This window comes from Nocardioides carbamazepini (assembly GCF_024614185.1).
In the GTDB taxonomy this organism is placed as follows: domain Bacteria; phylum Actinomycetota; class Actinomycetes; order Propionibacteriales; family Nocardioidaceae; genus Nocardioides; species Nocardioides carbamazepini.
Genome location: NZ_JAHTLF010000008.1, coordinates 132,358 through 155,841 on the forward strand (window position 1 = coordinate 132,358; position 23,484 = coordinate 155,841).

The window sequence follows — 23,484 nt, forward strand, 5'->3', positions numbered from 1 at the left end:
TGGATCAGCGGCGGACCACGTCAGCACCGCGTCGGCGGTCCACCCACACGTCCCGCCCGCGAGGACCGTAGAACGTGTCGGCCCCGGCGCCGCCGCGGATCCGGTCGCGGCCGCCGCCGCCGGCGAGGTGGTCGTCTCCCCCGCCGCCGCGCAGCACGTCGGGCCCGCCGCCTCCGTGGAGCAGGTCGGGACCGCCCTTGCCGATCAGCCGGTCCCGGCCGGCGCCTCCCCAGACCAGATCGGTCCCGCCGGTGCCGACCAGGCGGTCGCCCTTCGGGCCGCCGCGGACGACCGTGAGCGTCACGACCGCGGTCCGCTCGCCGGCGGTGACCGTCACCGTGACCAGCGCCCGGCCCTTCGCGCCGGTCGGGGTCAGCACCAGCCGGCGGCGCGCGCCGGCGCCGTCGACCAGGACGCCGTCGGGGGCGAGCACCCGGTGGTCGGACGAGGCGACCTCGACCCGCGCCCGGTCCGCGTCAGGAGCGTTCACCTGCAGGCCCAGCGTCGCCCGCCGCTTGCCGATGGCCTCGGGCGCGAGGGTGGCGGCAAGCGGCAGCGGCGTGCCGGGCGTGGTCGGCGGGGTGATGACCAGGTCGGAGGCGCACACGTCGGTGAGGCGACTCGGGACATCGACTCCCGGCTCGGTCGCCACCAGGTGACAGCCCGCCGGCGCGTCGGGCACGGAGAGGTAGCCGTCCACCGGCGTCACGGTGCGGGCGACCCCGTCGACGTAGACCGTCGTGGGTCCGGTCGCGGTCGTGGGCAGGCTGATCGACCCCCGGGTGTTCCCGGGCACCGACACCACCACGCGCAGGGCGCCGTCGGCGCCGTGGTCGAAGGCCGCGCCCACGCTGCCGCGCACGGTCGGGGTGGTGATGGCCGCCCAGTCGAGGTCGCCCGGCTGCGGCCTGACCTGGAAGGTCGCGTAGCCCGCCGAGGTCGGCCGGATGCCGAACAGGCCGGACGGGACGTTGAAAGCCGGTGAGGCGGCCCACGGGTGGGAGTACGTCAGGTTGGGCTTCAGCGACGGGTCCCAGGCCTCCATCGTCGAGCCCGCGCCGAGCTCGATCATGTGCAGCCAGCTGCGCACCCCGGTGCCGGTCGTCAGCATGTCGAGTGCCGCCTGGCCGTTGCCGCCGGCATAGAGGCCCTGCACCAGGAACGCGGCGCAGTAGACGCTGCACACCATGCCGCGGGACCCGACGTACTGCGCGACCGCGGCGCGCTGGTCGTCCTCGGGCACCCCGAAGGCGAGCGCGAACGCGCTGGCGTGCACCGCGCTGTGCCCGGTGGGGTTCAAGGAGGCGTCGAGGCCGTCGTCATAGCTGCCCGTGGCGGGGTCGTAGAGCCTGCTGTTGAGTCCGGCACGGACGCCGTCGGCCAGCTCGGCAAAGGCCACGGCATCGGCGTCCTTCCCGAGGGCGGTCGCGATCTCGGCCATGTCTCGGAAGGCGCGGTAGGACAGGGCGTTGACGACCGTGTTGAACGTACGGAACTGATAGCCGTCGCGCTCGGCGGCGGGCCAGTCGACGATGTCGCAGTCGGTGGAGCTGCTGCAGCCGTTCACGCCGCTGCTCTTGCCGACCAGACCCGTGACCGGGTCCACCCAGGACGTCGGCAGCTTGGTCTTCAGCACGTCGTAGTAGCCGGCCATCTGACTGGTGTCACCGGTCTGCTGCCACGCGTCGCGGACCGCGAGCACCACGTAGATCGGCCACTCCGTGGGCCAGGTCCGGTTGTTCTTGAAGTAGTCCATCGAGTACCGCGCGAGGGACAGGTCGTCCATCAGGTAGAGCGTCGACATCTGCTGGAGGTAGCCGTCGGCCTCGTAGTTGATGCGCTCCCGGGTCCAGGAGTCGGTGTAGAAGTTGAGGTTGAGCGACTCGATGGAGTTCTTCGCCAACTCATAGACCGAGACCAGATCCTGGTCGGAGGAGGCGAAGGTCGAGGCGTCCGCGTCGAACGGGTAGACCAACGCCAGCGCCTTGAGGTTCTCGGCGCTGACCTCCTGGGGCGCGCCGTCGACCTGGAGGTAGCGGAACACCCGGGCACCCCAGGTCTCGATCGTCTGCTCGCCGTCGGCGAGGGTGACGATGTCCTGGTAGTTGTTGCCGGTCGACAGGTTGTGCTTGACCGTGCCGTCGGCGTTCTTCACCTCCCCGAAGCGCAGGGTGACGGTCGCGTCGGAGGTGCCGTCGACGGCGTAGTGCACACCCCCGATCCAGGTGCGGCCGAAGTCGACGACATAGCTGTCGTCGTCGAGGCGGGTGATCGAGACAGGGTCCTCGAGCTGCTCGCGGACCTTGTCCGTGGGCGTCGCCGTCAGCTCCCCGATCGACGGGCGCACCGCCGCCGGCTCCCACGCGGCGTCGTCGTAGCCGGCCTCGTCCCAGCCCCAGGGGTAGGCACGGGCGTCGAGGTTCTCCTTCGGGGCGGCGTAGACACCGGTGCCGATGCTCCCGGCGCTGGGGAAGACCGTGCTCCCGTTCATCGCGCGCCAGCTCGGCCCGGAGCCGAAGACGTCTCGGGTGCCGTCGGCGTACTCGACGACGAGCTCGGCCTGGAGCTTCTGCCCGCTCGTGGTGTAGGCCAGCGCGCCGATCGTGTTGGTCGCGCCCCGCCGGAGCAGATCAGTCACGTCGTAGCCGTCGTACCGGGTCTCCGAGCCGATCGGCTGGGTGGGCCCGAGGCCCACGAAGGCGCCGTTGAGGTAGGTCTTGTGGACATACTGCTTGGCGGGCTTGGCGTTGGATCCCGTCGCGTAGACCGCTCCCCACGAGATGTCCTTGTCGGCCAGCTCGACGTCGGTGCGCAGGAACGCCCAGTTGACTGCCGCGTCGCTGATCAGGCAGTTGGCGGCCTTCGGCACGGCCAGTGCGCCGCCGTCGAGCGACCCGCAGGCGAACGGGTTGACCGAGGTGAAGTCGCCCACGAGCAGGCTCGCTCCCCCGCGGTGGTCAGTGACCGAGACGTCGTCCACCGTGCCCGTCTCGCTGTTGCCCGTCCGCACGCCGACGTAGCCACGACGGTAGGAGGCATCCGCGATCGTGCTGACCAGGACGCCGTCGATCGAGGTCCGGATCGTCGTCCCGACCACGGAGATCTGCACCGTGACCCGCTTGCCGAGCGCCAGCGTGCCCGCCGGCAGGTTGACCGTGCCGCCGAGGGTCGCATAGGTGCCCGACGACTGCTTGTGCGGCACGATCGTGTTGTCGCCCGCGCGCAGCTGCCACATGTAGCCGTTGCCGGCCTCGTCGGTGCGGAAGCGCAGCCCGACCGCCACCGCGGACACGGTCACGTCGGCGGTGTAGGTGTAGTCGGACCAGGAGCCGGCGACGAGGTCCAGCTTCGACGGGCCGACCACGAGCCTGCCGCCGGACACGCTCAGCGTCGGCATCTCGGCGACGTCGCCGCTGAAGTCGTTGCTGTAGAGCACCTCTCCCGACGGGTCGGTCACCACGACGTCGTCGAAGGTGGCCTGCTCGGTGCTGCCCGTGCGGAAGCCGATCCCGCCGCTCGGGAACGCCGTGTGATCGTCGCCGGAGCGCACCAGCACGTCGTCGATGTAGGTGCGCACCGTGGCGCCGACGATCTCCAGGCGCAGCGTGTGGGTGGTGCCGTTGTCGATGCTCAGCCCGTGATCGGCCAGGCTGGTGGTGTCGATCGCGGTGGTGCCGCTGTGGGTCTTGAGCGTGTTGGGGTCGGTCGGGGCGCCCGTGCTGCGGATCTGCCACAGGTAGAACGAGGACGAGCTCGTCGCCCGGAAGAGCACACTCGCCGCGTTGGCCACCACCGTGAAGTCGGTCTCGAAGGTGTAGTCGGTCCAGTTCGACGCGCTCGGCGCCCAGATCGGCGACGAGTCGCTCCAGGTCGTGCCGGTGCCGAACTGCGCGACCTCCGACCACGCCGTCGCGGTGTCGTCGGCGCCCCAGGTCCGCACCGCCCAGTAGTAGCGCTCGGCCGGTGCGAGGGCGGCTCCGTCGTAGGCGATGCCACGCTGGTCGCTGCTGCTCACCCGGCCGCTGTCCCACACGTCGCCCGCCCCTGAGGCCGCGCCGTCACGCGAGCTCGCCACGATCACCTGGTACGCCGTCTGCCGGGTCGTGCCGACATGCCAGCCGAACAGCGGGATCCCTTCGACGTCGACCGGTCGCGCGATCCCGTTGACCGACAGTCCGCTCGGCTCGCTCCCGACCGGGGTCCCGGCGGGTGCGACGGCAACGACCGTGCCGACCCCAGCCAGCGGCGTGGTGGAGGCGAGCGGGGCCACGGCGGTGAGAGAGCCGGTCAGGGTGACCGCTCCCAGAGCGACGACGAGGAGGCGACGGATCATCGACTGCGCTTTCTGTTGTCCGGTGACGACCGCCACACTCTGATTGAATCGGTTCAACCCCGCAACCGCTTGTCCGGATCCGGACAAGCCGTCACAGCCCCGCCGCCCAGTCGGAGTGTCCTTCCCACGCCTGGGGTGGCACCGCGCCCTGGAGGATGCTGCCGAGGTGCTCGGCCAGCCGGTAGCTGGGACAGGCCCGCAGACAGCGGTCGACGGCGATCCACGCGAGCGCACCGTTGCCGGACTGCCAGGCCGACCAGCCGAGCAGGGCGGCCGGCGCGGCCACGAGGGCGTCCGGCGCCCGACGCACGACGTCGGACCAGAGCCGGACGTGCGCCTCGGCGTTGCGGCGCCCGAGGTCGGACCAGGCCGCGTCACGGACCCGGGAGGCCTGCATCACCCACAGCAGCCGCGCGAGATCGGCGTCGTCGGGCACCGCCGCAGCGGCGAGCAGGTCACGCACCGTGCCCAGCACCCACTCCCCGGCATCACGGATCGACCGCCCGCTCGTCGGCACCCCGGCGTCGGCGAACCTGCCGGCGACCAGCGCACTGCTGACGGCCGCCGCGGCGGCCGGATCCTGGTCGAGCGAGGCGACCAGGTCGGCCCGGGACCCGTGCACCAGCCGGCCCGAGACCATCGCCTCCACCACGAACGGGTGCGCGGTGACGTCGTAGGGATGTCGCCGCCTCCGGGCGGCCGGGTCGGGATGCCCGAGCTCGCGGTAGTGGGTGCCGTCGGCCAGCAGGGCGGCCACGACCACCAGTCCGGCGCGCCGGCACTCACGCCGGAGTGCACGGTGCAGCGCCTCCGCCGCCGGCGGGTCGTCGGCGTAGTAGAGCAGGACGGCGTGGGTGGCGCCGTGCCGCAGCGCCGGGCCGAGGAGGTCGTCGGCCACCTGCCGGCGCACCTCACGGGACTGCACCGCCATGGGTGGCAGATCGGTGCGGGCATGGAACGGGTGCCGGGCACCGAAGGTCATCAGCACGACGGACTGCTCGAGCCAGAACCCGATCAGGACGGGGGCCACGGCCAGCAGGTCCTCGGGGCCGTGGACGGTCAGGGAGGTGGGTGGACGGGGTGTCTCGGAGGTCGTGGTCATGACGAGCACGGTGGCCCGGACGGCCGGCAGGCACGCGGATCGCCGAGGCGCCCCTGGGGGAGGACCTGTCCGGACACCGGCGTTGTGGACAGGCGAGGGCTCCGGCTGTCACCGGTGAGCACTAACGTGACGTCCGTGCGCGCCCACGCCTCGGTCCTCCACCTGGACCTCGACGCGTTCTTCGCGGCGGTGGAGCAGCGCGACAAGCCCTCCCTGCGGGGGAAGCCGGTGGTCGTCGGCGGCACGGGCGGTCGTGGCGTGGTGTCGACCGCGTCCTACGAGGCCCGGGCCTTCGGCGTCCGCTCGGCCATGTCCACCCGCGAGGCCCGCGCCCGGTGCCCGCACGCGGCGTACCTCTCCGGGCGCTTCGAGGCCTACCGCTCCGCCAGCGCCGCGGTGATGGCGGTCCTGCGCGACTGCTCGCCCCTGGTCGAGCCGCTGTCCCTCGACGAGGCCTTCGTCGACCTCGCCCGGGCGGACCTCCCCGACCTGGAGGTGGCGACGGTGAGCGCGCTCGCCGAGGAGCTGCGGGCCCGGGTGCACCAGGTGACCGGCGGGCTGACCGCGTCCGTCGGGGTCGCCTCGTCGAAGTTCCTCGCCAAGATCGCCAGCGACCTGCGCAAGCCCGACGGGCTGGTCGTGATCGAGCCGGGCACCGAGCTCGCCCTGCTCCGCCCGCTGCACGTCTCGGTGATCCCCGGCGTCGGTCCCGCGACCGTGGAGCGGTTGAAGCGGGCCGGCGTGCACACCGTCGAGGAGCTGGAGCGGGTCAGCCAGGAGGAGCTGGTACGCCTGGTCGGCAAGGCTCAGGGCCAGGGTCTGTTCCAGCTGGCCCGGGCCGAGGACGACCGGCCGGTCGTCGCCGACCGCGAGACGAAGTCGGTGAGCGTCGAGGGGACCTACGAGCACGACCTGACCGACCGGCCGCAGATGGGCGCGATCGTCACGCGGCAGGCCGGCGAGGTCGCGAAGCGGCTGCGGGCGAGCGGCCTGTCCGGGCGCACGATCACCCTCAAGGTGCGCCTCTACGACTTCACCACCCTCAGCCGCTCCTCCACCCTCCCGGCCCCAACCGACGAGCCGGCGACGATCGCCCGCCTGGCCCGGACCCTGCTCGAGGACCTCGACACCTCCGGCGGCGTCCGGCTGCTCGGCGTCGGCGTCTCCGGCCTCGCCGACTGGATCCAGGAGGATCTCTTCGCCACGACCGAACCGGGCGAGGACGCCACGGCGGAGGCGGCTCCGGAGGCCGAGCCCGACCAGGCCGGCGCGCGCTGGCGCAGCGCCACCTGGGCGCCCGGGATGGACATCGTGCATGCCGGGCACGGCCGCGGCTGGGTCTGGGGATCCGGCCGGGGCGTGGTGACGGTCCGCTTCGAGACGGCCGAGACCCCGCCCGGTCCGGTGCGCTCGTTCCGCGCGGACGACCCTGACCTCGAGCGCTGGCGACCGCCGTCCGAGGAGCAACCGGCGGAGCAGTAGCGTTCCGGGCATGCCCGCCGACCTGCCCGTCCCCCCGAGCGCCCCACGCCACCCCGTCACCACGACGAACCACGGCCACACCCGCACCGACGAGTACGAGTGGCTGCGTGCCAAGGAGGACCCGGCGGTCATCGCGCATCTCGAGGCCGAGAACGCGTACACGCAGGGGCGCACCGCCCACCTCGCCGACCTGCGCGGCCGGATCTACGACGAGATCAAGGCCCGCACCCTGGAGACCGACCTGTCGGTGCCGACCCGGGTGCGCGGGTTCTGGTACTACGGGCGCTCCTTCGAGGGCCGCCAGTACGGCGCCAGCTGCCGCGTCCCCGTCGCCGACCCCGGCGACTGGACCCCGCCGCAGCCCGCGGCCGACGCGAGCCCGGACCAGCCGGCACTGCCCGGCGAGGAGGTGCTGCTCGACCTGGACGCGCTGGCGGAGGGCCATGAGTTCTTCAGCCTCGGCGGTTCCTCGGTCAGCCCCGACGACCGCCTGCTGGCCTACGCCGTCGACGTGGTCGGCGACGAGCGCTACACCGTCCGGGTCCTCGACCTCGCCACCCGCGAGCTGCACGAGGACGTCCTCACCGACGTCCTCGGCGGGGTGACCTGGGGCGACGTCTCCGCGTCCGGCGAGGCCGACCACTTCTACTACACGACCGTCGACGAGGCCTGGCGTTCCGACAAGGTCTGGCGCCACCGCCTCGGCACCGCGCAGGCCGACGACGAGCTGGTGTTCCACGAGCCCGACGGCCGCTACTTCGTGGGCGTCGGACGCACCCGCAGCCGGCGCTACGTGATGATCGCGGCGAGCTCCAAGACGACCTCGGAGTTCCACGTGCTCGACGCGAGCGACTCGCAGGCCCGGCCCGTCTGCTTCGCCGAGCGCACCGAGGGTGTCGAGTACTCCCTCGAGCACGCCGTCGTCGGGGGCCAGGACCGCTTCCTCGTCCTCCACAACGCCGACGGACCCGAGTTCGAGCTCGGCCACGCGCCCGCCGTACCCACGGCGCCGGAGGACTGGCGGCCGCTGCTCCCCCACGACCTCGCGGTCCGGCTGGAGGACGTCGACGCCTTCGCCGGCCACCTCGTCGTCCAGCAGCGCAGCAACGGCAGCAGCCAGGTCCGGATCCTCGACCTCGGCGACGACCCGGAGCACCCCGTCACCGGCGACCGGCTCGTCGAGTTCCCGGGCGAGCTCGCCACCGTCGGCGCGGGCAGCAACCCGGCCTTCGAGCAGCCGACCATCCGCGTCGGCATGACCAGCCTCGCCCACCCGTCGGCGGTCTACGACCACGACCTGCGCACCGGCGAGCTGGTGCTGCGCAAGCAGGCGCCCGTGCTCGGCGGCTACGACCCGGACGCCTACGAGGAGCACCGGCTCTGGGCGACCTCCGTCGACGGCGTGAAGGTGCCGATCTCGCTGGTCGTCCGCAAGGGCGTCCGCGGGGCCGAGGGCACCGGACGGGTCCCCGTCCACCTCTACGGGTACGGCGCCTACGAGGCCTCGATCGACCCCTACTTCGCGGTCGCCCGGCTCTCCCTGCTCGACCGCGGCGCCGCGTTCGCGATCGCCCACGTCCGCGGTGGCGGCGAGATGGGCCGGCACTGGTACGACGACGGCAAGCTCGAGCACAAGCAGCACACCTTCGACGACTTCATCGCCGCCGCCCGCCACCTGGTCGAGGCCGGCTGGACGACCCCGGACCGGATCGTCGCGGAGGGCGCGAGCGCCGGCGGCCTGCTCATCGGCGCCGTGGCCAACCAGGCGCCCGAGGCGTTCGGCGGCTTCGTGGCCGGCGTCCCGTTCGTGGACACCCTCACCACGATGCTCGACGCCACCCTCCCGCTCACGGTCCCGGAGTACGACGAGTGGGGCAACCCGACCGACGACCCGGTCGCCTACGAGCGGATCGCCGGCTACGCGCCGTACGAGAACGTCGCCGACCGGCCCTACCCGCCGATCCTCGCCGAGACGTCCCTCAACGACACCCGGGTCCTCTACGTGGAGCCCGCGAAGTGGGTCGCCCGGCTGCGCGAGCGGGCGCCGCGGGCCGACGTGCTGCTGCGTACGGAGATGGCGGCCGGCCACGGGGGCGTCTCGGGCCGCTACCGCGCCTGGGAGGACCGCGCGTTCTCCCTCGCGTGGATCCTGGACCGGCTCGGCCTGGCCGACGCGGAGTCGGCCGCCGCCGAGTCCGCAAGTTGAGAACTCCCTGAGATTCGCCGCGGGGCGCAACTTCTGGGATCCCCCGGACGTCAAAGCCGGTGAGAGCAACACCGAAGGTCCTGGGGAATCCCGGGTACCTCCCCGGTGTTGGAACCACAGGTGCGGAGGGCTTCCACCGCACGGGCGAAGGAGGGACCGCGATGGCTGCGACGATGACGAGGCCCCGGAACACGGGACGCGAGATCGAGGGCCGCGACAGCGTCGGGCTGTACCTCGACGAGATCGCGCGCACTCCCCTGCTCGACGCGGCGCGGGAGGTCGAGCTCGCGAAGGCGATCGAGGCCGGCCTGTACGCCGAACACCTCCTCGCCGAGGGCCGGATCGGCCGCCGCAAGGGCGGCGCCCCCAAGCAGGCCAACGAGGCCGAGCTCGAGTGGATCGCCGAGGAGGGCCGCAAGGCCGTCACGGAGTTCATCAACGCGAACCTGCGCCTCGTGGTGTCCATCGCCCGCAAGTACGGCCGGGCCCAGATGCCGATGCTCGACCTGATCCAGGAGGGCAACACCGGTCTGATCCGCGCGGTCGAGAAGTTCGACTACGCCAAGGGCTACAAGTTCTCCACCTACGCGACCTGGTGGGTCCGCCAGGCCATCACCCGCGGCATCGCCCAGCAGGCCCGCGTGGTCCGGCTGCCCGTGCACGTGGTCGAGGAGCTCAACCAGGTCGGCGGTGCCCGCCGTACCCTCGAGCGTCAGCTGGGCCGTGACCCGGAGCCGGCCGAGATCGCCGCCGAGCTCGGCCTGGAGGTCGACCGGGTCCTCGACCTGATGGCCTGGGGCCGCGAGCACGTCAGCCTCGACACGCCCGTCGACGAGGACGGCGACACCTCGCTCGGCGACCTGATGGCCCAGGAGACCGCGCCGGGCCCCGACCTGACCGTCCTCGACGTCGAGGCCCGCGACCGGCTCAACACGCTGGTCGACCAGCTCGACCCGCGCGCGGCCGACATCATCCGCTCGCGCTACGGCCTCACCGACGGCCGGCAGCACAAGCTCGCCGACATCGGCGTCAAGCACGGGATCTCGGCCGAGCGGGTGCGCCAGCTGGAGCGCGAGGCGCTCCAGAAGCTCCGCCGGCTGGGCGACCCCGACATGGCCGCCTGATCGCCTGAGCAGCCCGCCGCGCGACGCTCACCCCTGAGGCGATCGCACGACGGGCCACTCGGCATGCCCGCCGGTGGTGACTCCCGATGGCGCGGTGTCGAGGCCGCGCCACCGCCGACGAGCCCTCGGAGTAGACCACGCCGATCGAGGCCGTGGGGGCGGTCCGGGCGTCGTTTGTGCCCCGCTTGACAACTATTGGTCGAGATCGGGCCGTTGTCCCGACGTCAGCGCCGAGTGGACGTCTTCGACGCGCCGCCGCAGGTCCTCCCGGGACCCCGTGTTCTCGATGAGGTACGTCGCCACCGCACGCCGCTGTTCACGGGTCGCCTGCGCGGCGATCCGGGCCCGGGCGTCGTCCTCGGTCCAGCCGCGGTCGCGCACCATCCGCTCGACCTGCAGCTCCTCGGGAGCGTCGACGACGATGACGGCGTCGAACTCCTCCGCGCGGCCGGACTCGACCAGCAGAGGGATGTCGTGGACGACGATCCCGTCCGTGGGGGCGGCGGCCTCGAGCTCGGCGTACCGCTCGAAGACGAGGGGATGCACGATCGCCTCCAGGACCCTGCGCTGCGCCTCGTCGGCGAAGACGAGCGCGCCCATCCGCGGGCGGTCCAGCTCACCGTCGGGGGTCAGCATCTCGGGCCCGAACGCCTCGACGACGGCAGCCAGGCCGGGGGTCCCGGCGGCCACCACCTCCCGGGCGATCAGGTCGGCGTCGATGACGACCGCCCCCAGCTCGCGCAGGATCGATGACACGGTGCTCTTCCCCGAGGCGATCCCCCCGGTCAGTCCGACGCGCACACGCGGACCCTACTGTGAGCCCGTGCCGAACGAACGGGTCGCCCTGCTCCTCCCGGGTTCCCACGCGTACGTCGACGCCGTGCTCCGGATGCTCTCCGCCGGCGTGTTCCCGATCCCGCTCGACCCACGGCTGACGCCCAGCGAGCAGGAACGGATCCTCTCCGGGCTGGAGCCCACCGTCGTCGTCCGGACCGAGGACGAGCTGGCCGCGGTGACGGCCGGCCTGCCGGAGCCCGGCCTCCCCCTGGGCCGGCCGATGCACTGCACCAGCGGCACGACCGGGGTGCCGAAGGGCGTCTACTCCGGTCTGCTGTCACCGGAGGACGCCGCCGCGCTGGTCGCCGAGGAGCGGGACCTGTGGGGCTTCGGCCCCGACGACGTCAACCTGGTGCTGAGCCCGCTCTACCACTCGGCGCCCCTGCGCTTCGCGATGGGAACGATCCTGGCGGGCGGCCGGATGGTGATCCCCGGGCCGTTCGACCCGGCAGCGGTGACGGCGGCGATCGAGGCCGAGCGGCCGAGCACCATGTTCTGCGTGCCGACCCACCTGCAGCGTCTCTTCCGGCACTGGGACGAGCACGGCGCACCCGACCTGTCCTGCTTCCGGCTCGTCGCGCACGCCGGCGCGCCCTGCCCGACCGACCTCAAGCACCGCCTCGTCGAGGCGTTCCCGGACGGCTCCACCTGGGAGTTCTACGGATCGACCGAGGGCCAGTTCACCGCATGCCGCAGCGAGGAGTGGCTGGCTCGCCCCGGCACCGTCGGGCGCGCGCGTCCCGGCCGCACCCTGAGCACCGACCCGGACGGCACGATCTGGTGCACGGTGCCGCCGTTCGCGCGGTTCACCTACTTCGGGGCGCCGGAGAAGACCGCCGCCGCGTGGCGCGAGACGCCGGAGGGAGCCGCGTTCACGGTCGGTGACCTCGGACGCCTGGACGCCGAGGGCTACCTGTACCTCGACGGACGCCGCGAGGACCTGGTCATCAGCGGTGGCGTCAACGTGTACCCGACGGAGGTGGAGCAGGTGCTCGGCGCCTGTCCGGGCGTCGCCGACATCGCGGTGTACGGCGTCGACGACCCGCACTGGGGGCAGCGCGTCCGCGCGGCCGTCGTCATCGACCCCGACGGGCCCGCCGAGGAGGACCTCCGAGCCTTCGCCCGCGAGCGGCTGGCGCCGCCGAAGCGGCCCAAGGACTACACCTTCCTCGACGAGCTCCCCCGGACCCTGACCGGCAAGGTCCGGCGGACCGAGCTCGGTTAGGGCTGCTCGGGGGGCTGCTCGGGCGCCAGCGCCAGCGCCAGCCAGGCGCCGACCCGCGCGGCCGGGTCGTCGAGATCGAGTCCGCTGAGCCGCTCGATCTCGACCAGCCGGTTGCGGACGGTGTTGCGGTGCACCCCGAGGTCGTCGGCGACGGCGCCGCGGGAGCCGTGATGGCGCAGGAAGGCGGCCAGGGTGGCCCGGTGCTCGGCGTCGAGCGGGGCGAGCAGCGTGTCGGCGTACTCGCGGCCGAGCGCCTCGGGCACCAGCGCGAGCGGGCCGGCATCGGCGACGTCCTCCCAGCGGCGGACCGGGCTCGCGGTGGTCGTGCGGTCGAGCGCGTGCCCGGCGGACTCGGCGCTGCGGCGGGCGTCGGTCGCGGTGGTGGCCCGGCCCACACCGGCGCGCAGTCCGGCGCCGGTGACCACGGCGAGCACGGCCGGGACGCGCGCGGGCGCGACGACCGCGACCAGCTCGGCGTCGACGAGGCCGGCCAGCACGCCCTCGTCGGCGAGACCCTCCTCCAGCCGGTCGAGGGCGTCCCCGAGCGCGTCCGAGCTGCCGGTCATGCGCAGCACCCGCAGGCGGTCCGGTACGGCGTCGCCACCCTCCGCGGCGTCGAGCAGCACCTCGGCGGAGCGCAGGTCGCCGGCGACGAGGAGCTCCAACGCCCGGCCACGGAGCCGCCGCTCGGCCGACCGGCGCTCCGCCCGCCGCTCGACGGCCAGGCTGAGCAGGACGGCGGCAGTGCTGATCGCGGCCCGCAGCGGGTCACCCAGACCGTTCGGCGCGGCGACGGCGAGGTACTGCTCCGGCCTCCCGGCCAGGCCGATCGGCCGCACGACGGTGGCCACCTGACCGTGGTCGGTGCTGGAGACCGTGCTCGAGACGGCACCCAGGCCCTGGCCGCGGATGCCGGCCACCTCGGTACGCACCAGCTCCAGGTCGAGCCGCTCGGGGTGGCCGCCGAACGGGCCCTCCTCGGGCTCGCCGTCGCGATGGACCAGCGCCACCGCGCCGTCGAGCAGCTGGGCCAGGCGCTCCAACAGCGGCCGGAGGTCGAGGCCCAGCGCGGCCTGGGTCAGCCGCCGTTGCAGGTCGAGCGCGAGCCGGGTCGTCGCGGCCTCCTGGTCCTGCAGCAGCTCGGCCGCGGCCCGGGACACCGCGACGAAGTGGGTCGCGCGCGGCACCTCCAACAGGGTCAGGCCACGGGACCGACAGGCGGCGACCAGCCGGTCGGGCAGCCGGTCGTGGGTGAGGCCCACACCGACGGCGAGCGCGGCGGCGCCCGCCGCGACCAGGCGGTCGACGTAGGGCTCCCACTCGTCGCTCCAGCCGCGGGTGCCCAGGCCGGTGGTGAGCAGCAGCTCCCCACCCTCCAGGTACGGCGTCGGGTCGGCCAGCTCACTCGTCGCCACCCAGCGCAACGCGGGGCCGTCGACCTCGTGCACCGCGCGCAGTCCGAGGCTCCGCACCGCCACCAGGTCGGCCACCGTCACCACGATGCGATTCTTGCACAATTGCAAAGCAGAGATTGTGCACACGAGGCATGGCGGACCACCGCCCTCCGTCCTACCTTCGTCACAACACCCCGGCGACCCCGGGCACCCGCTTCCACGGAGGACACCCATGAGCCAGCAGCCCACCGGCGGCCCCAGCATCACGCAGGAGCGACGCCTGGTCACCGCCATCCCCGGCCCACGCTCGCTCGAGCTCGCCGAGCGGAAGGCCAAGGCCGTCGCCTCGGGCGTCGCAGTCGGCCTGCCGGTCCAGATCGTCGCCGCCGGTGGCGGCATCCTGGTCGACGCCGACGGCAACCAGCTCATCGACCTCGGCTCCGGCATCGCCGTGACCACGGTCGGCAACAGCGCGCCGCGCGTCGTCGAGGCGGTGACCCGCCAGGTCGCCGAGTTCACCCACACCTGCTTCATGGTGACCCCGTACGAGGGCTACGTCGCTGTCGCCGAGAAGCTCAACGAGCTCACCCCCGGCAGCCACGAGAAGCGCTCGGCGCTCTTCAACTCCGGCGCCGAGGCCGTCGAGAACGCGGTCAAGATCGCCCGCTCCGCGACCGGTCGGCAGTCGGTCGTGGTCTTCGACCACGCCTACCACGGACGCACCAACCTGACGATGGCGATGACGGCGAAGAACATGCCGTACAAGAAGGGCTTCGGCCCGTTCGCCTCCGAGGTCTACCGCGCGCCGCTGTCCTATCCCTTCCGCGACGGCGGCCGCGACGGCGCCGAGGCCGCGCGTCAGGCCATCGACGTCATCGAGAAGCAGGTCGGGGCCGAGAGCCTCGCCGCCATCGTGATCGAGCCGATCCAGGGCGAGGGCGGCTTCATCGTCCCGGCCGACGGCTTCCTACCGGCGCTGGCCGCGTGGTGCCGCGACAACGGCGTCGTCTTCGTCGCCGACGAGGTGCAGACCGGCTTCGCCCGCACCGGCGAGCTGTTCGCGTGCGACCACGAGGGCGTCGTACCCGACCTGATCGTGACCGCCAAGGGCATCGCCGGCGGTCTCCCGCTCGCCGCCGTCACCGGCCGTGCCGAGCTGATGGACGCCGCCCACGCCGGCGGCCTCGGCGGCACGTACGGCGGAAACCCGCTCGCCTGCGCCGCCGCGCTCGCCGTCTTCGAGACGATCGAGGCCGAGGGCCTCGTCGACCGCGCCCGCACCATCGGCAAGACGATGACCGAGCGGCTCGCCGCGCTGCAGGAGAGTGACCCGCGCATCGGCGAGGTCCGAGGCCGCGGGGCCATGATCGCCGTCGAGCTCGTCCGGGCCGGCACGACCGACCCCGACGCCGACCTCACGAAGAAGGTGGCCGCCGCCGCCAACGCGCAGGGTCTGGTCGTGCTGACCTGCGGCACCTACGGCAACGTGTTGCGCTTCCTCCCGCCGCTGTCCATGCCCGACCACCTGCTCGCCGAGGCCCTCGACCTGCTGGCCGGGATCTTCGCCACGATCGACCAGGTGAGCTGATGACCACGCTCCACGAGCCCGACACCCTCGATGCATCCCTGGGGGCGACCGGGCCGCTGGCCGACGCCCGCACCCAGCTGCGGGAGGCCACCACGCTGCTCGGGTACGACGAGGGCCTCTACCAGATGCTCGCCACCCCGCGCCGCGAGGTGACCGTGAGCATCCCGCTGCGCCGCGACGACGGCACCACCGAGCTGTTCGTCGGCCACCGCGTGCAGCACAACTTCTCCCGCGGCCCGGCCAAGGGCGGGCTGCGCTACTCCCCCGACGTCACGCTCGACGAGGTCCGCGCGCTGGCGATGTGGATGACCTGGAAGTGCGCCCTGCTCGACGTGCCCTACGGCGGCGCGAAGGGCGGCGTCACGATCGACCCGCGCAACTACTCGCAGGCCGAGCTGGAGCGGGTCACCCGGCGCTACACCAGCGAGATCAGCCCCCTCATCGGGCCCGAGCGCGACATCCCGGCGCCCGACATCGGCACCGACGAGAAGACGATGGCCTGGCTGATGGACACCTACTCCGTCCAGCAGGGGCACACGGTCCTCGGCGTCACCACCGGCAAGCCGATCAGCCTCGGCGGCTCGCGCGGTCGCGCCACCGCCACCTCGCGCGGCGTCGTCCACGTGGCCATCGCGGCGCTGCTCTCGCGCGGCATCGACCCCGCCGACGCCACCGCGTCCGTGCAGGGCTTCGGCAAGGTCGGCCGCTACGCCGCCCGCTTCCTCGCCGACGCCGGCACCCGGGTCCTCGCCGTGTCCGACCAGTACGGCGCCGTCCACTCCGCCGCCGGGCTGGACGTGCCGGCACTGGAGACGCACGTCGACGCCACCGGCTCGGTCGTCGGCTTCGCTGGTGGCGACGCGGTGCCCGCCGAGGCCGTGCTCGAGGCCGAGGTCGACCTGCTCGTCCCCGCCGCCGTCGAGGGCGTCCTGCGCGCCGACAACGCGAGCCGGGTACGGGCCCAGGTGATCGTGGAGGGCGCGAACGGGCCCACCACGCCCGAGGCCGACCGGATCCTGCAGGAGGCCGGCCGGCTCGTCGTACCGGACATCCTGGCGAACGCCGGTGGCGTGATCGTGTCCTACTTCGAGTGGGTGCAGGCCAACCAGGCCTACTGGTGGAGCGAGAACGAGGTCGAGGACCGGCTGGCCGAGCGGATGCTCGCCGCCTGGGACTCGGTCAACACCGCCGCCACCCGGCTCGACGTCCCCCTGCGTACGGCGGCGACGTGCCTGGCCGTCGAGCGCGTGGCCCAGGCGCACCAGCTGCGCGGCCTCTACCCGTGATCTGAGGAGAGCACCATGTCTGACACCACCTTCGAGGTCCACGACCCGGCCACCGGCCTGGTCATCGAGACCGTCGCCGACGGCACCGTCGCGGACGCGAGCGCCGCCGTCGACGCCGCGGCCGCCGCCTTCCCGGGCTGGGCGGCCACCCCTGCCCGCACCCGGGCCGAGATCCTGCGTCGCTGCTACGACCTGATGGTCCGCGACACCGACCTGCTCACCGGCCTGATCGCGGCGGAGAACGGCAAGTCCGTCGCCGACGCCCGCGCCGAGGTGACCTACGCCGCCGAGTTCTTCCGCTGGTTCTCGGAGGAGGCGGTGCGCGGCGAGGGCACGTACGGCGACGCACCGGCCGGCAACGCCAAGACCCTGGTGACCTACGCCCCCGTCGGCGTGGCCGCGCTCATCACGCCGTGGAACTTCCCCGCCGCGATGGCGACCCGCAAGATCGCGCCGGCCCTGGCCGCCGGCTGCACGGTCGTCCTCAAGCCGGCCGCGGAGACCCCGCTGACGGCCCTGGCCGTGGCGAGGATCCTGCTCGAGGCAGGCGTGCCCACCGGCGTGGTCAACGTCGTCCCCACCACCGATGCGGCCGCGGTCGTGACGACGTGGCTCGAGGACCCCCGCGTCCGCAAGGTCAGCTTCACCGGCTCCACCGGCGTCGGTCGTACGCTGCTGCGCCAGGCGGCCGACCGTGTCCTCAACTCCAGCATGGAGCTGGGCGGCAACGCGCCGTTCGTCGTCACCGCCGACGCCGACATCGACGCGGCCGTGGCCGGCGCCATGATCGCGAAGTTCCGCGGCGGCGGCCAGGCCTGCACCGCCGCCAACCGGTTCTACGTGCATGCCGACGTCGTCTCGGAGTTCGTGGAGAGGTTCGGGGCCGCCGTCGAGGCGCTCAAGGTCGGTCCGTCGGCGGACTCCGCGAACCAGATCGGGCCGGTCATCAGCGAGAAGGCGCTCACCGGCATCGCCAAGCTGGTCGACGCCGCCGTCGCCGACGGTGCGAAGGTCGCCGTCCAGGGCACCGTCCCCGCGGAGGGCTGGTTCTTCCCGCCGACGATCCTGGTCGACGTACCCGTCGGCGCGCCGATCCTGTCCGAGGAGATCTTCGGGCCGGTCGCGCCGATCGTCACCTGGACCGACGAGGCGGAGCTGCTCGCGTCGGTCAACGACACCGAGTTCGGGCTGGCCGCCTACGTGTACGCCGGTCGACTCCAGGACGCGCTGCGCCTCGCCGAGCGGATCGACGCCGGCATGGTCGGCATCAACCGCGGCATCGTCTCCGACCCCTCCGCGCCGTTCGGCGGGGTCAAGCAGAGCGGCATCGGTCGCGAGGGTGCCCACGAGGGCATCCGCGAGTACCAGGAGACGCGCTACTACAGCGTCGACTGGAGCTGAGTCAGACACGCGATTCAGCTCACGCCACGCGGCCTCAGGACCGGCTCAGCGCCGCCGCGTCGTCGACGAGCGCATCCCAGCCCCCCAACGCCGCGGTGACGATGCCGACGGCCTCGTCCCTGGTGCAGCCGTCGCGAGCCTGGATCGACAGTCCGTGCAGCACCGTCACGAGATAGGACGAGGCCCGAGCGGGATCCATGCGCCGCGGGAGCTCGCCGTCGCGCACGGCCCGCTCGATGCGCCGGCGGATCTTCTCACTGTCGCGCCGCCGCCGCGCGGCCAGCTTCTCGCCGACGTGATCGTGCCCCGACGACAGGTTCACCGCGGCCACCACGAGCATGCATCCCGCGGGCGTCGTGGGATCGACGTAGGCCTCGGCGTTGTCCCGCAGGAGCGCCTCGACCACCTCGCGGACATGGGGCAGGCGCAGCGCTCGGTCGGTCGGGGTCGCCCCGTCCGGGTCGTACATCTCCACGGCCTCATCGAACAGCGCGTCCTTCGAGCCGAAGGCCGCGTACAGGCTCGTGGCCGCGATGCCGAGGCGCTCCTCGAGCATCTTGATCGAGACGCCCTCATAGCCGTGGCGCCAGAACATCTCCATCGCGGTGCGCAGTGCGGCAGCCCGGTCGAAGGCCCGCGGCCGTCCTCGTCTCCCCAACAGTCACCCCCTCTCGCGTCGCCCATCCTCGCATGCAAGGCTTATTTTGCAACGTTCACTACAGAATACGGCGACGGAGGACACATGAGGACACTCGAGGGCAGGACAGCGCTGGTCACCGGGGGAAGCAGGGGCATCGGCGCCGCGATCGCGACACGGCTCGCGGCCGAGGGCGCCAGCATCGTCGTGACGTACTCGGCATCGGAGGCCCAGGCCCTCCAGGTCGTCGAGGCGGCTCGACGTCGAGGCGTGATCGCGCATGCCGTCCGAGCCGACATGCGCGATCCAGACCAGGTGGAGGACGCCGTGGCACGAACGGCGTCGATGCTCGGAGGCATCGACGTGCTCGTCAACAACGCCGGGATCCTCGCCCACGGGCCGATCGAGGATCTCACCATCGATGACTTCGCCGACACGATGGCGGTGCACGTCCAAGCGGTCTTCGTCGCCGTCCGCGCCGCGCTCCCCCACATGCAATCGGGTGGACGAATCATCAGCATCGGCAGCAATCTCGCCGAGCGGGTGCCGGCGCCGGGGTTCGCGCTCTACGCGATGAGCAAGTCGGCGCTGGTCGGTTTCACCCGCGGGCTCGCCCGTGACCTCGGCCCCCGCGGGATCAACGCCGTGCTCGTCCACCCGGGATCCACCGATACGGACATGAACCCCGCCGACGCCGAGCATGCCGACGCGGAACGCGCCGTCATCCCCCTCGGTCGCTATGCGGCCACCGCAGAGATCGCCGCCACCGTCGCCCATCTCGCCGGGCCGGCAGGCGCCTACATCAATGGGACCGCCATCGTCGTCGACGGCGGTGCGAACGCGTGAGCCGACGGACGCCACTGCGACGCCGTGACCCACGCCACCTGTTCACCAACGCGGCCCCGGACCACCGCGACCCGCCACTCCCCGTAAGGTTCTGCCGTGAAGGCTCTGCTGCTCGAGAACATCCATCCTGCCGCCGTCGAGATCTTGGAGGACCGCGGCTACGAGGTGGAGCTGCGCCCGGGCTCCCTGTCCGAGGACGAGCTGATCGCCGCGCTGCCTGGTGTGCACCTGCTCGGCGTCCGCTCCAACACCAACGTGACGGCCAAGGTCCTGGACGAGGCGCCTGACCTCGTGGCGGTCGGGTGCTTCTGCATCGGCACCAACCAGGTGGACCTGAAGACGGCGGCCGCCAAGGGCGTGGGCGTCTTCAACGCGCCGTACTCCAACACCCGCAGCGTCGTCGAGCTCGTCATCGCCGAGATCATCGCCCTCGCGCGCCGCCTCCCCGAGAAGACCCAGCGCATGCACGAGGGCGTGTGGGACAAGTCGGCCAAGGGCAGCCACGAGGTGCGCGGGCGGACGCTCGGCATCGTGGGCTACGGCAACATCGGCACGCAGCTCTCGACCGTGGCCGAGGCGCTCGGGTTCAACGTCGTCTTCTACGACACCGCCGACCGACCCGCGCACGGTACGGCGCGGCGCGTGCGCACCCTCAAGGAGCTGTTGGCGGTCTCCGACGTCGTCAGCCTCCACGTCGACGGCCGGCCGGGCAACGCCGGCTTCTTCGGTGCCACCGAGTTCGCCGCCATGAAGCCGCGGGCCATGTTCATCAACGCCTCGCGCGGCATGGTCGTCGACTACGAAGCACTGCGCGATCACCTGATCTCCGGCCACATCGCCGGCGCCGCGGTCGACGTCTTCCCCTCCGAGCCGAAGGCCCAGGGCGACCCGTTCGACTCCGTCCTGCGCGGCCTCGACAACGTCATCCTGACCCCGCACATCGGGGGGTCGACGCAGGAGGCGCAGGAGGAGATCGGCTGGTTCGTCGCCGAGAAGCTCGCCCGCTTCGCCCTCGAGGGCAGCACCGCGCTCTCCGTCAACCTGCCCGCCGTCCTCCCGCCCGAGCTGCCGGCCGGCCGACGTCTCGGACTGCTGCACCGCAACGTGCCCGGCGTCCTCGCCGACCTCAACGCCACCTTCGCCGAGGCCGGCGACAACGTCATCGACCAGGTCCTGTCGACCAAGGATGGCCTCGGGTACGTCGTGATCGACGCCGCCGACCCGCTCTCGACGGAGGCACTGGACCGGCTGCGCGCCGCCGAGTACTGCGTCTGGGCACGCACCTGGTGAAGCGCTGAACCCGGCGGGTCCTCCACAGCCGGCCGTCTCCTCGGTGGCGTCAGTCGCCCGGATCGAGATAGCGTCGCGAGCGCGTCCCCGGTCCGGGCGCTGCACAACTCGGGAGGACCCATGCGCACCCACCGCACCGCCGGCGGCCCACCGGCCCTCGGCCTGCTCGCCGCCACGCTGGCCCTGCTCCTCTCCGCGGCCGCCTGCACCGGCGACGACCCCGACCCCCGCGACCCGTCCTCGACGTGGAGCCCGACCGGGACGATGGACCCGCCCTCCCCGACGGCCACCGAACTCACTGAGCCCACTGAGCCGGTGCTCCCGGACGCGGCGAAGCAGGCGAGTGAGGACGGCGCCCGCGCGTTCATCACGTACTACTGGGACCTGATCAACTACGCGCAGGCCACGGGCGATGTGAAGGCACTCAAGGCAGCGTCTGCACGCACATGCGATGTTTGCAGTGGCCTAGTCAACGACCTACGCGACCTCTACCGCTCAGGCGGCCATCTCGAGGGAGGCGTCAACGTCGTTGAGATCACTGATATCGGGACGCTAACGACGGACAACAGCGCCGCTTTTGGTTTCAGGCTCGAACTCGATATTTCTCATGACCCGCAGACGATCGTGCGCAGTGACGGCAGCCAGGAAGATCGCACTGCGGGCACCAACAGGTTCACTGCCTACATCCTGTGGGTTGACAATGTTGCCTGGCGGACCGACGCACTGGACCTCCACTGACATGCTTCTCGCTGTCGCCGTTACGGTGAGCGTCATCGCGGCCGCCGGGATCATCGTGGATGGCGAGGATCCCGCACCTCCTCCACCGGCGGTGTCAGGCAGCGCAGGATCCAACAGCTTCCTGATTGACTCTGCCCAGAAATCAGAAGCGAGCCAGGGCAGCACTGACGGCCCTCAAGCGGCAACCGCAGCCGAGCCCGCGATTCTCATCGGCGACTTCGCCTGCGACAGCGCGCAGCCGATCCGGGATTCGGGCCAACCGAGTTCTAGCGTGACGTACTGCTCGTCAAGCGAAGTCGACCTGCCTGCGATTACTGCAGCCGACGTCCAGAGGGCCTTCGCAGAGCTCAAGCTGCCGGCCGGGGCCCTCGCCATCCAGCCGCCTGACGGGTTGACCCTGGTCAACTTCAAGACGAACTTCTACACCACCAGCACCACACCGATCAGCACGAGCCTCACCCTGCTCGGGCAGCAGGTCACCCTCGAGGCCACCCCGGCGTCCTTCGCCTGGAACTTCGGCGACGGCCAGTCCACCAGCACCACCGAGCCCGGGGCGCCCTACCCCGACCTCACCATCACCCACAGCTACCTACGCAAGGGCGACTACCTGCCCAGCCTGTCCACCACCTACACCGGCCGCTACCGCATCGCGACCGGACCGTGGCAGACCATCCCCGGCACCGTCACCATCGACGGACCCGGCCAACCACTGCGAGCGGTCGAGGCACAACCCAAACTCGTCGGCTACTAAGCCATGGCGGCTAGGCCGCATAGTCCAGGAACAGCTGGGTGACCATGATGTCGACCCGGCTGCCTGTCCCACCGCTGCCGCTGTTGGTGCTGTTGGCGGTGGGGGTGGGGGTGAGGTGTCTGGTGCCGGTCGGGTCGATGAGGTAGTGGGCCCCGTAGGGATCGCGCCAGATCACGATCCCGGGGAACGGATGTCGGGCTTCCCACCCGGTGTGGGTCTTGATCCGGTGATGGGTCCGGGTCAACGGTCCGAGGTTGTCGACACTGGTGGCGCCGCCCTGGCTGTGGGGGATCGCGTGGTCGAGGTCCATGCGGCGGGTGGTGTTGGCCGCGTAGGGGAACACGTCGGCGGGGTGGATCAGGTGCACTGCTTCGCGGAGGCGGGCGGGGATCTCGTAGGCATCGACCGGTGCCATCCCAGCCAGGTCGAGCACCGGGGTGACCTGGACCTTCGCGGCCGTGGCGTCCAGCAGCTCCACGACCCGGCCGATCGTGAGTGGCCCGTGCCCCTCCACACGCGCGATGGGTGTCTGGGGTGCGAGGTGGAGGTAGACCTTGGCCCGGACCTTGACCGGACCCACCGACAGATCGGGACGAGCCGCTGGGTTCAGCAGGAGTGCTGCGGCCGCGACCCGGCGGTCGTTCACGACACTGTCGGGCATCGACTCGGTCAACCTCTCCGCGACCGCGGTCACCGCGGCGTCGATGCCGGCGATGGTGAGGGCATCGGCCTTGATGATCAGGGTGCTCATGCCGTGCTTGTTGACCCGCGAGGACCGGGCACACCGTTCTTTCGCGGCCGCGTCCTCACGCTGACGGGCGAGTTCGGGGGCCGCGGTAGCGACCTTGCCCTCGACCAGGGCCTCGAACCGGGACCACGCCAGACGACCGTCCGCGACCTCGACCACCTCGGCATCGACCCACCCCGCTTCGTCGGGTGCGAGGTCGCGGGTGGCGTCGGCGACGTGACGCGCATGCGGGACCCGGACCGTGCCTGCCTCCACGCCGGCCCACAACCGCGGCAGCCGTAGCTGTAGGTCGACGGCGTCGGCGATCAACCGCCGCGCACCGTAGGGGCTGGTCTGGACCCGGGCCCCGAACACTGCTGCGGCGTGCTCGGTGACCAACGGCGTCCCGACCCCACCAGCCCGCCTCGCCCGCAGCCTGCCCCGTCGGTCCGTGGGCGGGAGTCGGTCCGGGGAATGCAACACCGCCCACTGATACGCCGCCCTCAAGATCTCCCGC

The 23,484-nt window shown here is 72.2% G+C and carries 17 protein-coding genes; 11 read left to right on the forward strand and 6 right to left on the reverse strand.

Annotated features, from left to right (window positions below; translation table 11 throughout):
• Positions 1-4 precede the first annotated feature (4 nt).
• Both KVF89_RS03215 and KVF89_RS03220 read right to left on the reverse strand, forming a co-directional pair.
• Positions 5-4,333, reverse strand: coding sequence for a family 78 glycoside hydrolase catalytic domain (locus KVF89_RS03215; RefSeq protein ID WP_257423307.1), 4,329 nt, complete (start codon positions 4,331-4,333; stop codon positions 5-7).
• Between the two features lie 91 nt (positions 4,334-4,424).
• On the reverse strand, positions 4,425-5,435 hold the full coding sequence (locus KVF89_RS03220) for a DUF4192 domain-containing protein (protein WP_257423309.1): 1,011 nt from the start codon (positions 5,433-5,435) through the stop codon (positions 4,425-4,427).
• 135 nt (positions 5,436-5,570) lie between these two features.
• Between KVF89_RS03220 and KVF89_RS03225 the strand changes: the two genes are divergently transcribed.
• The 3 genes from KVF89_RS03225 to KVF89_RS03235 all read left to right on the forward strand — a co-directional run bounded on the left by KVF89_RS03225 (position 5,571) and on the right by KVF89_RS03235 (position 10,247).
• A complete protein-coding gene (locus tag KVF89_RS03225; RefSeq protein WP_257423830.1) occupies positions 5,571-6,917 on the forward strand; it encodes a DNA polymerase IV in 1,347 nt (448 codons plus the stop codon).
• A 10-nt stretch (positions 6,918-6,927) separates the two neighbouring features.
• Positions 6,928-9,123, forward strand: coding sequence for a S9 family peptidase (locus KVF89_RS03230; protein WP_257423311.1), 2,196 nt, complete (start codon positions 6,928-6,930; stop codon positions 9,121-9,123).
• 161 nt (positions 9,124-9,284) lie between these two features.
• A complete protein-coding gene (locus KVF89_RS03235; RefSeq protein ID WP_257423313.1) occupies positions 9,285-10,247 on the forward strand; it encodes a sigma-70 family RNA polymerase sigma factor in 963 nt (320 codons plus the stop codon).
• Positions 10,248-10,439: 192 nt separating this feature from the next.
• On the opposite strand, the gene coaE is transcribed toward KVF89_RS03235, so the two are convergent.
• Positions 10,440-11,048: a dephospho-CoA kinase gene (gene coaE / locus KVF89_RS03240; protein WP_257423314.1), complete on the reverse strand. Its 609-nt coding sequence runs from the start codon at positions 11,046-11,048 to the stop codon at positions 10,440-10,442.
• A gap of 22 nt (positions 11,049-11,070) precedes the next feature.
• Between coaE and KVF89_RS03245 the strand changes: the two genes are divergently transcribed.
• A complete protein-coding gene (locus KVF89_RS03245) occupies positions 11,071-12,309 on the forward strand; it encodes a class I adenylate-forming enzyme family protein (protein ID WP_257423315.1) in 1,239 nt (412 codons plus the stop codon).
• On the opposite strand, the gene KVF89_RS03250 is transcribed toward KVF89_RS03245, so the two are convergent.
• Positions 12,306-13,808: a helix-turn-helix domain-containing protein gene (locus tag KVF89_RS03250; protein ID WP_257423317.1), complete on the reverse strand. Its 1,503-nt coding sequence runs from the start codon at positions 13,806-13,808 to the stop codon at positions 12,306-12,308. The genes KVF89_RS03245 and KVF89_RS03250 overlap by 4 nt on opposite strands.
• Positions 13,809-13,935: 127 nt before the next feature.
• Between KVF89_RS03250 and gabT the strand changes: the two genes are divergently transcribed.
• The 3 genes from gabT to KVF89_RS03265 are packed head-to-tail and all read left to right on the forward strand — an operon-like array spanning position 13,936 to position 17,978.
• A complete protein-coding gene (gene gabT / locus KVF89_RS03255) occupies positions 13,936-15,291 on the forward strand; it encodes a 4-aminobutyrate--2-oxoglutarate transaminase (RefSeq protein ID WP_257423319.1) in 1,356 nt (451 codons plus the stop codon).
• Positions 15,291-16,577: a Glu/Leu/Phe/Val family dehydrogenase gene (locus KVF89_RS03260; protein ID WP_257423320.1), complete on the forward strand. Its 1,287-nt coding sequence runs from the start codon at positions 15,291-15,293 to the stop codon at positions 16,575-16,577. Before gabT ends, KVF89_RS03260 begins: the two co-directional genes overlap by 1 nt.
• A gap of 15 nt (positions 16,578-16,592) precedes the next feature.
• On the forward strand, positions 16,593-17,978 hold the full coding sequence (locus tag KVF89_RS03265; protein ID WP_257423322.1) for an NAD-dependent succinate-semialdehyde dehydrogenase: 1,386 nt from the start codon (positions 16,593-16,595) through the stop codon (positions 17,976-17,978).
• 34 nt (positions 17,979-18,012) lie between these two features.
• Here the strand turns inward: KVF89_RS03265 and KVF89_RS03270 are convergent, their stop codons facing one another.
• Positions 18,013-18,636, reverse strand: coding sequence for a TetR/AcrR family transcriptional regulator (locus KVF89_RS03270; protein WP_257423324.1), 624 nt, complete (start codon positions 18,634-18,636; stop codon positions 18,013-18,015).
• A gap of 84 nt (positions 18,637-18,720) precedes the next feature.
• On the opposite strand from KVF89_RS03270, the gene KVF89_RS03275 reads away from it, so the two are divergent.
• The 4 genes from KVF89_RS03275 to KVF89_RS03290 all read left to right on the forward strand — a co-directional run bounded on the left by KVF89_RS03275 (position 18,721) and on the right by KVF89_RS03290 (position 22,240).
• Entirely contained in the window at positions 18,721-19,461 is a 741-nt protein-coding gene (locus tag KVF89_RS03275; protein WP_257423326.1) for an SDR family NAD(P)-dependent oxidoreductase, read from the forward strand.
• A 96-nt stretch (positions 19,462-19,557) separates the two neighbouring features.
• Positions 19,558-20,751, forward strand: a complete 1,194-nt coding sequence (gene serA, locus KVF89_RS03280; protein ID WP_257423327.1) for a phosphoglycerate dehydrogenase — start codon at positions 19,558-19,560, stop codon at positions 20,749-20,751.
• A gap of 120 nt (positions 20,752-20,871) precedes the next feature.
• Positions 20,872-21,489, forward strand: coding sequence for a DUF6318 family protein (locus KVF89_RS03285; RefSeq protein ID WP_257423329.1), 618 nt, complete (start codon positions 20,872-20,874; stop codon positions 21,487-21,489).
• Position 21,490: 1 nt separating this feature from the next.
• Entirely contained in the window at positions 21,491-22,240 is a 750-nt protein-coding gene (locus tag KVF89_RS03290) for a PKD domain-containing protein (protein ID WP_257423330.1), read from the forward strand.
• 10 nt (positions 22,241-22,250) lie between these two features.
• Here the strand turns inward: KVF89_RS03290 and KVF89_RS03295 are convergent, their stop codons facing one another.
• Complete coding sequence (locus KVF89_RS03295) at positions 22,251-23,366, reverse strand: HNH endonuclease signature motif containing protein (RefSeq protein ID WP_257423332.1); 1,116 nt, start codon at positions 23,364-23,366, stop codon at positions 22,251-22,253.
• Between the last annotated feature and the right edge of the window lie 118 nt (positions 23,367-23,484).

What these genes read in the sequence shown, in the direction of transcription:
- KVF89_RS03215 (WP_257423307.1), bottom strand. Translation starts at nt 4,333, where the DNA reads ATGATCCGTCGCCTCCTCGTCGTCGCTCTGGGAGCGGTCACCCTGACC.
- KVF89_RS03220 (WP_257423309.1), bottom strand. Translation starts at nt 5,435, where the DNA reads ATGACCACGACCTCCGAGACACCCCGTCCACCCACCTCCCTGACCGTC.
- KVF89_RS03230 (WP_257423311.1), top strand. Translation starts at nt 6,928, where the DNA reads ATGCCCGCCGACCTGCCCGTCCCCCCGAGCGCCCCACGCCACCCCGTC.
- KVF89_RS03235 (WP_257423313.1), top strand. Translation starts at nt 9,285, where the DNA reads ATGGCTGCGACGATGACGAGGCCCCGGAACACGGGACGCGAGATCGAG.
- gabT (WP_257423319.1), top strand. Translation starts at nt 13,936, where the DNA reads ATGAGCCAGCAGCCCACCGGCGGCCCCAGCATCACGCAGGAGCGACGC.
- KVF89_RS03260 (WP_257423320.1), top strand. Translation starts at nt 15,291, where the DNA reads ATGACCACGCTCCACGAGCCCGACACCCTCGATGCATCCCTGGGGGCG.
- KVF89_RS03265 (WP_257423322.1), top strand. Translation starts at nt 16,593, where the DNA reads ATGTCTGACACCACCTTCGAGGTCCACGACCCGGCCACCGGCCTGGTC.
- KVF89_RS03275 (WP_257423326.1), top strand. Translation starts at nt 18,721, where the DNA reads ATGAGGACACTCGAGGGCAGGACAGCGCTGGTCACCGGGGGAAGCAGG.
- KVF89_RS03285 (WP_257423329.1), top strand. Translation starts at nt 20,872, where the DNA reads ATGCGCACCCACCGCACCGCCGGCGGCCCACCGGCCCTCGGCCTGCTC.
- KVF89_RS03290 (WP_257423330.1), top strand. Translation starts at nt 21,491, where the DNA reads ATGCTTCTCGCTGTCGCCGTTACGGTGAGCGTCATCGCGGCCGCCGGG.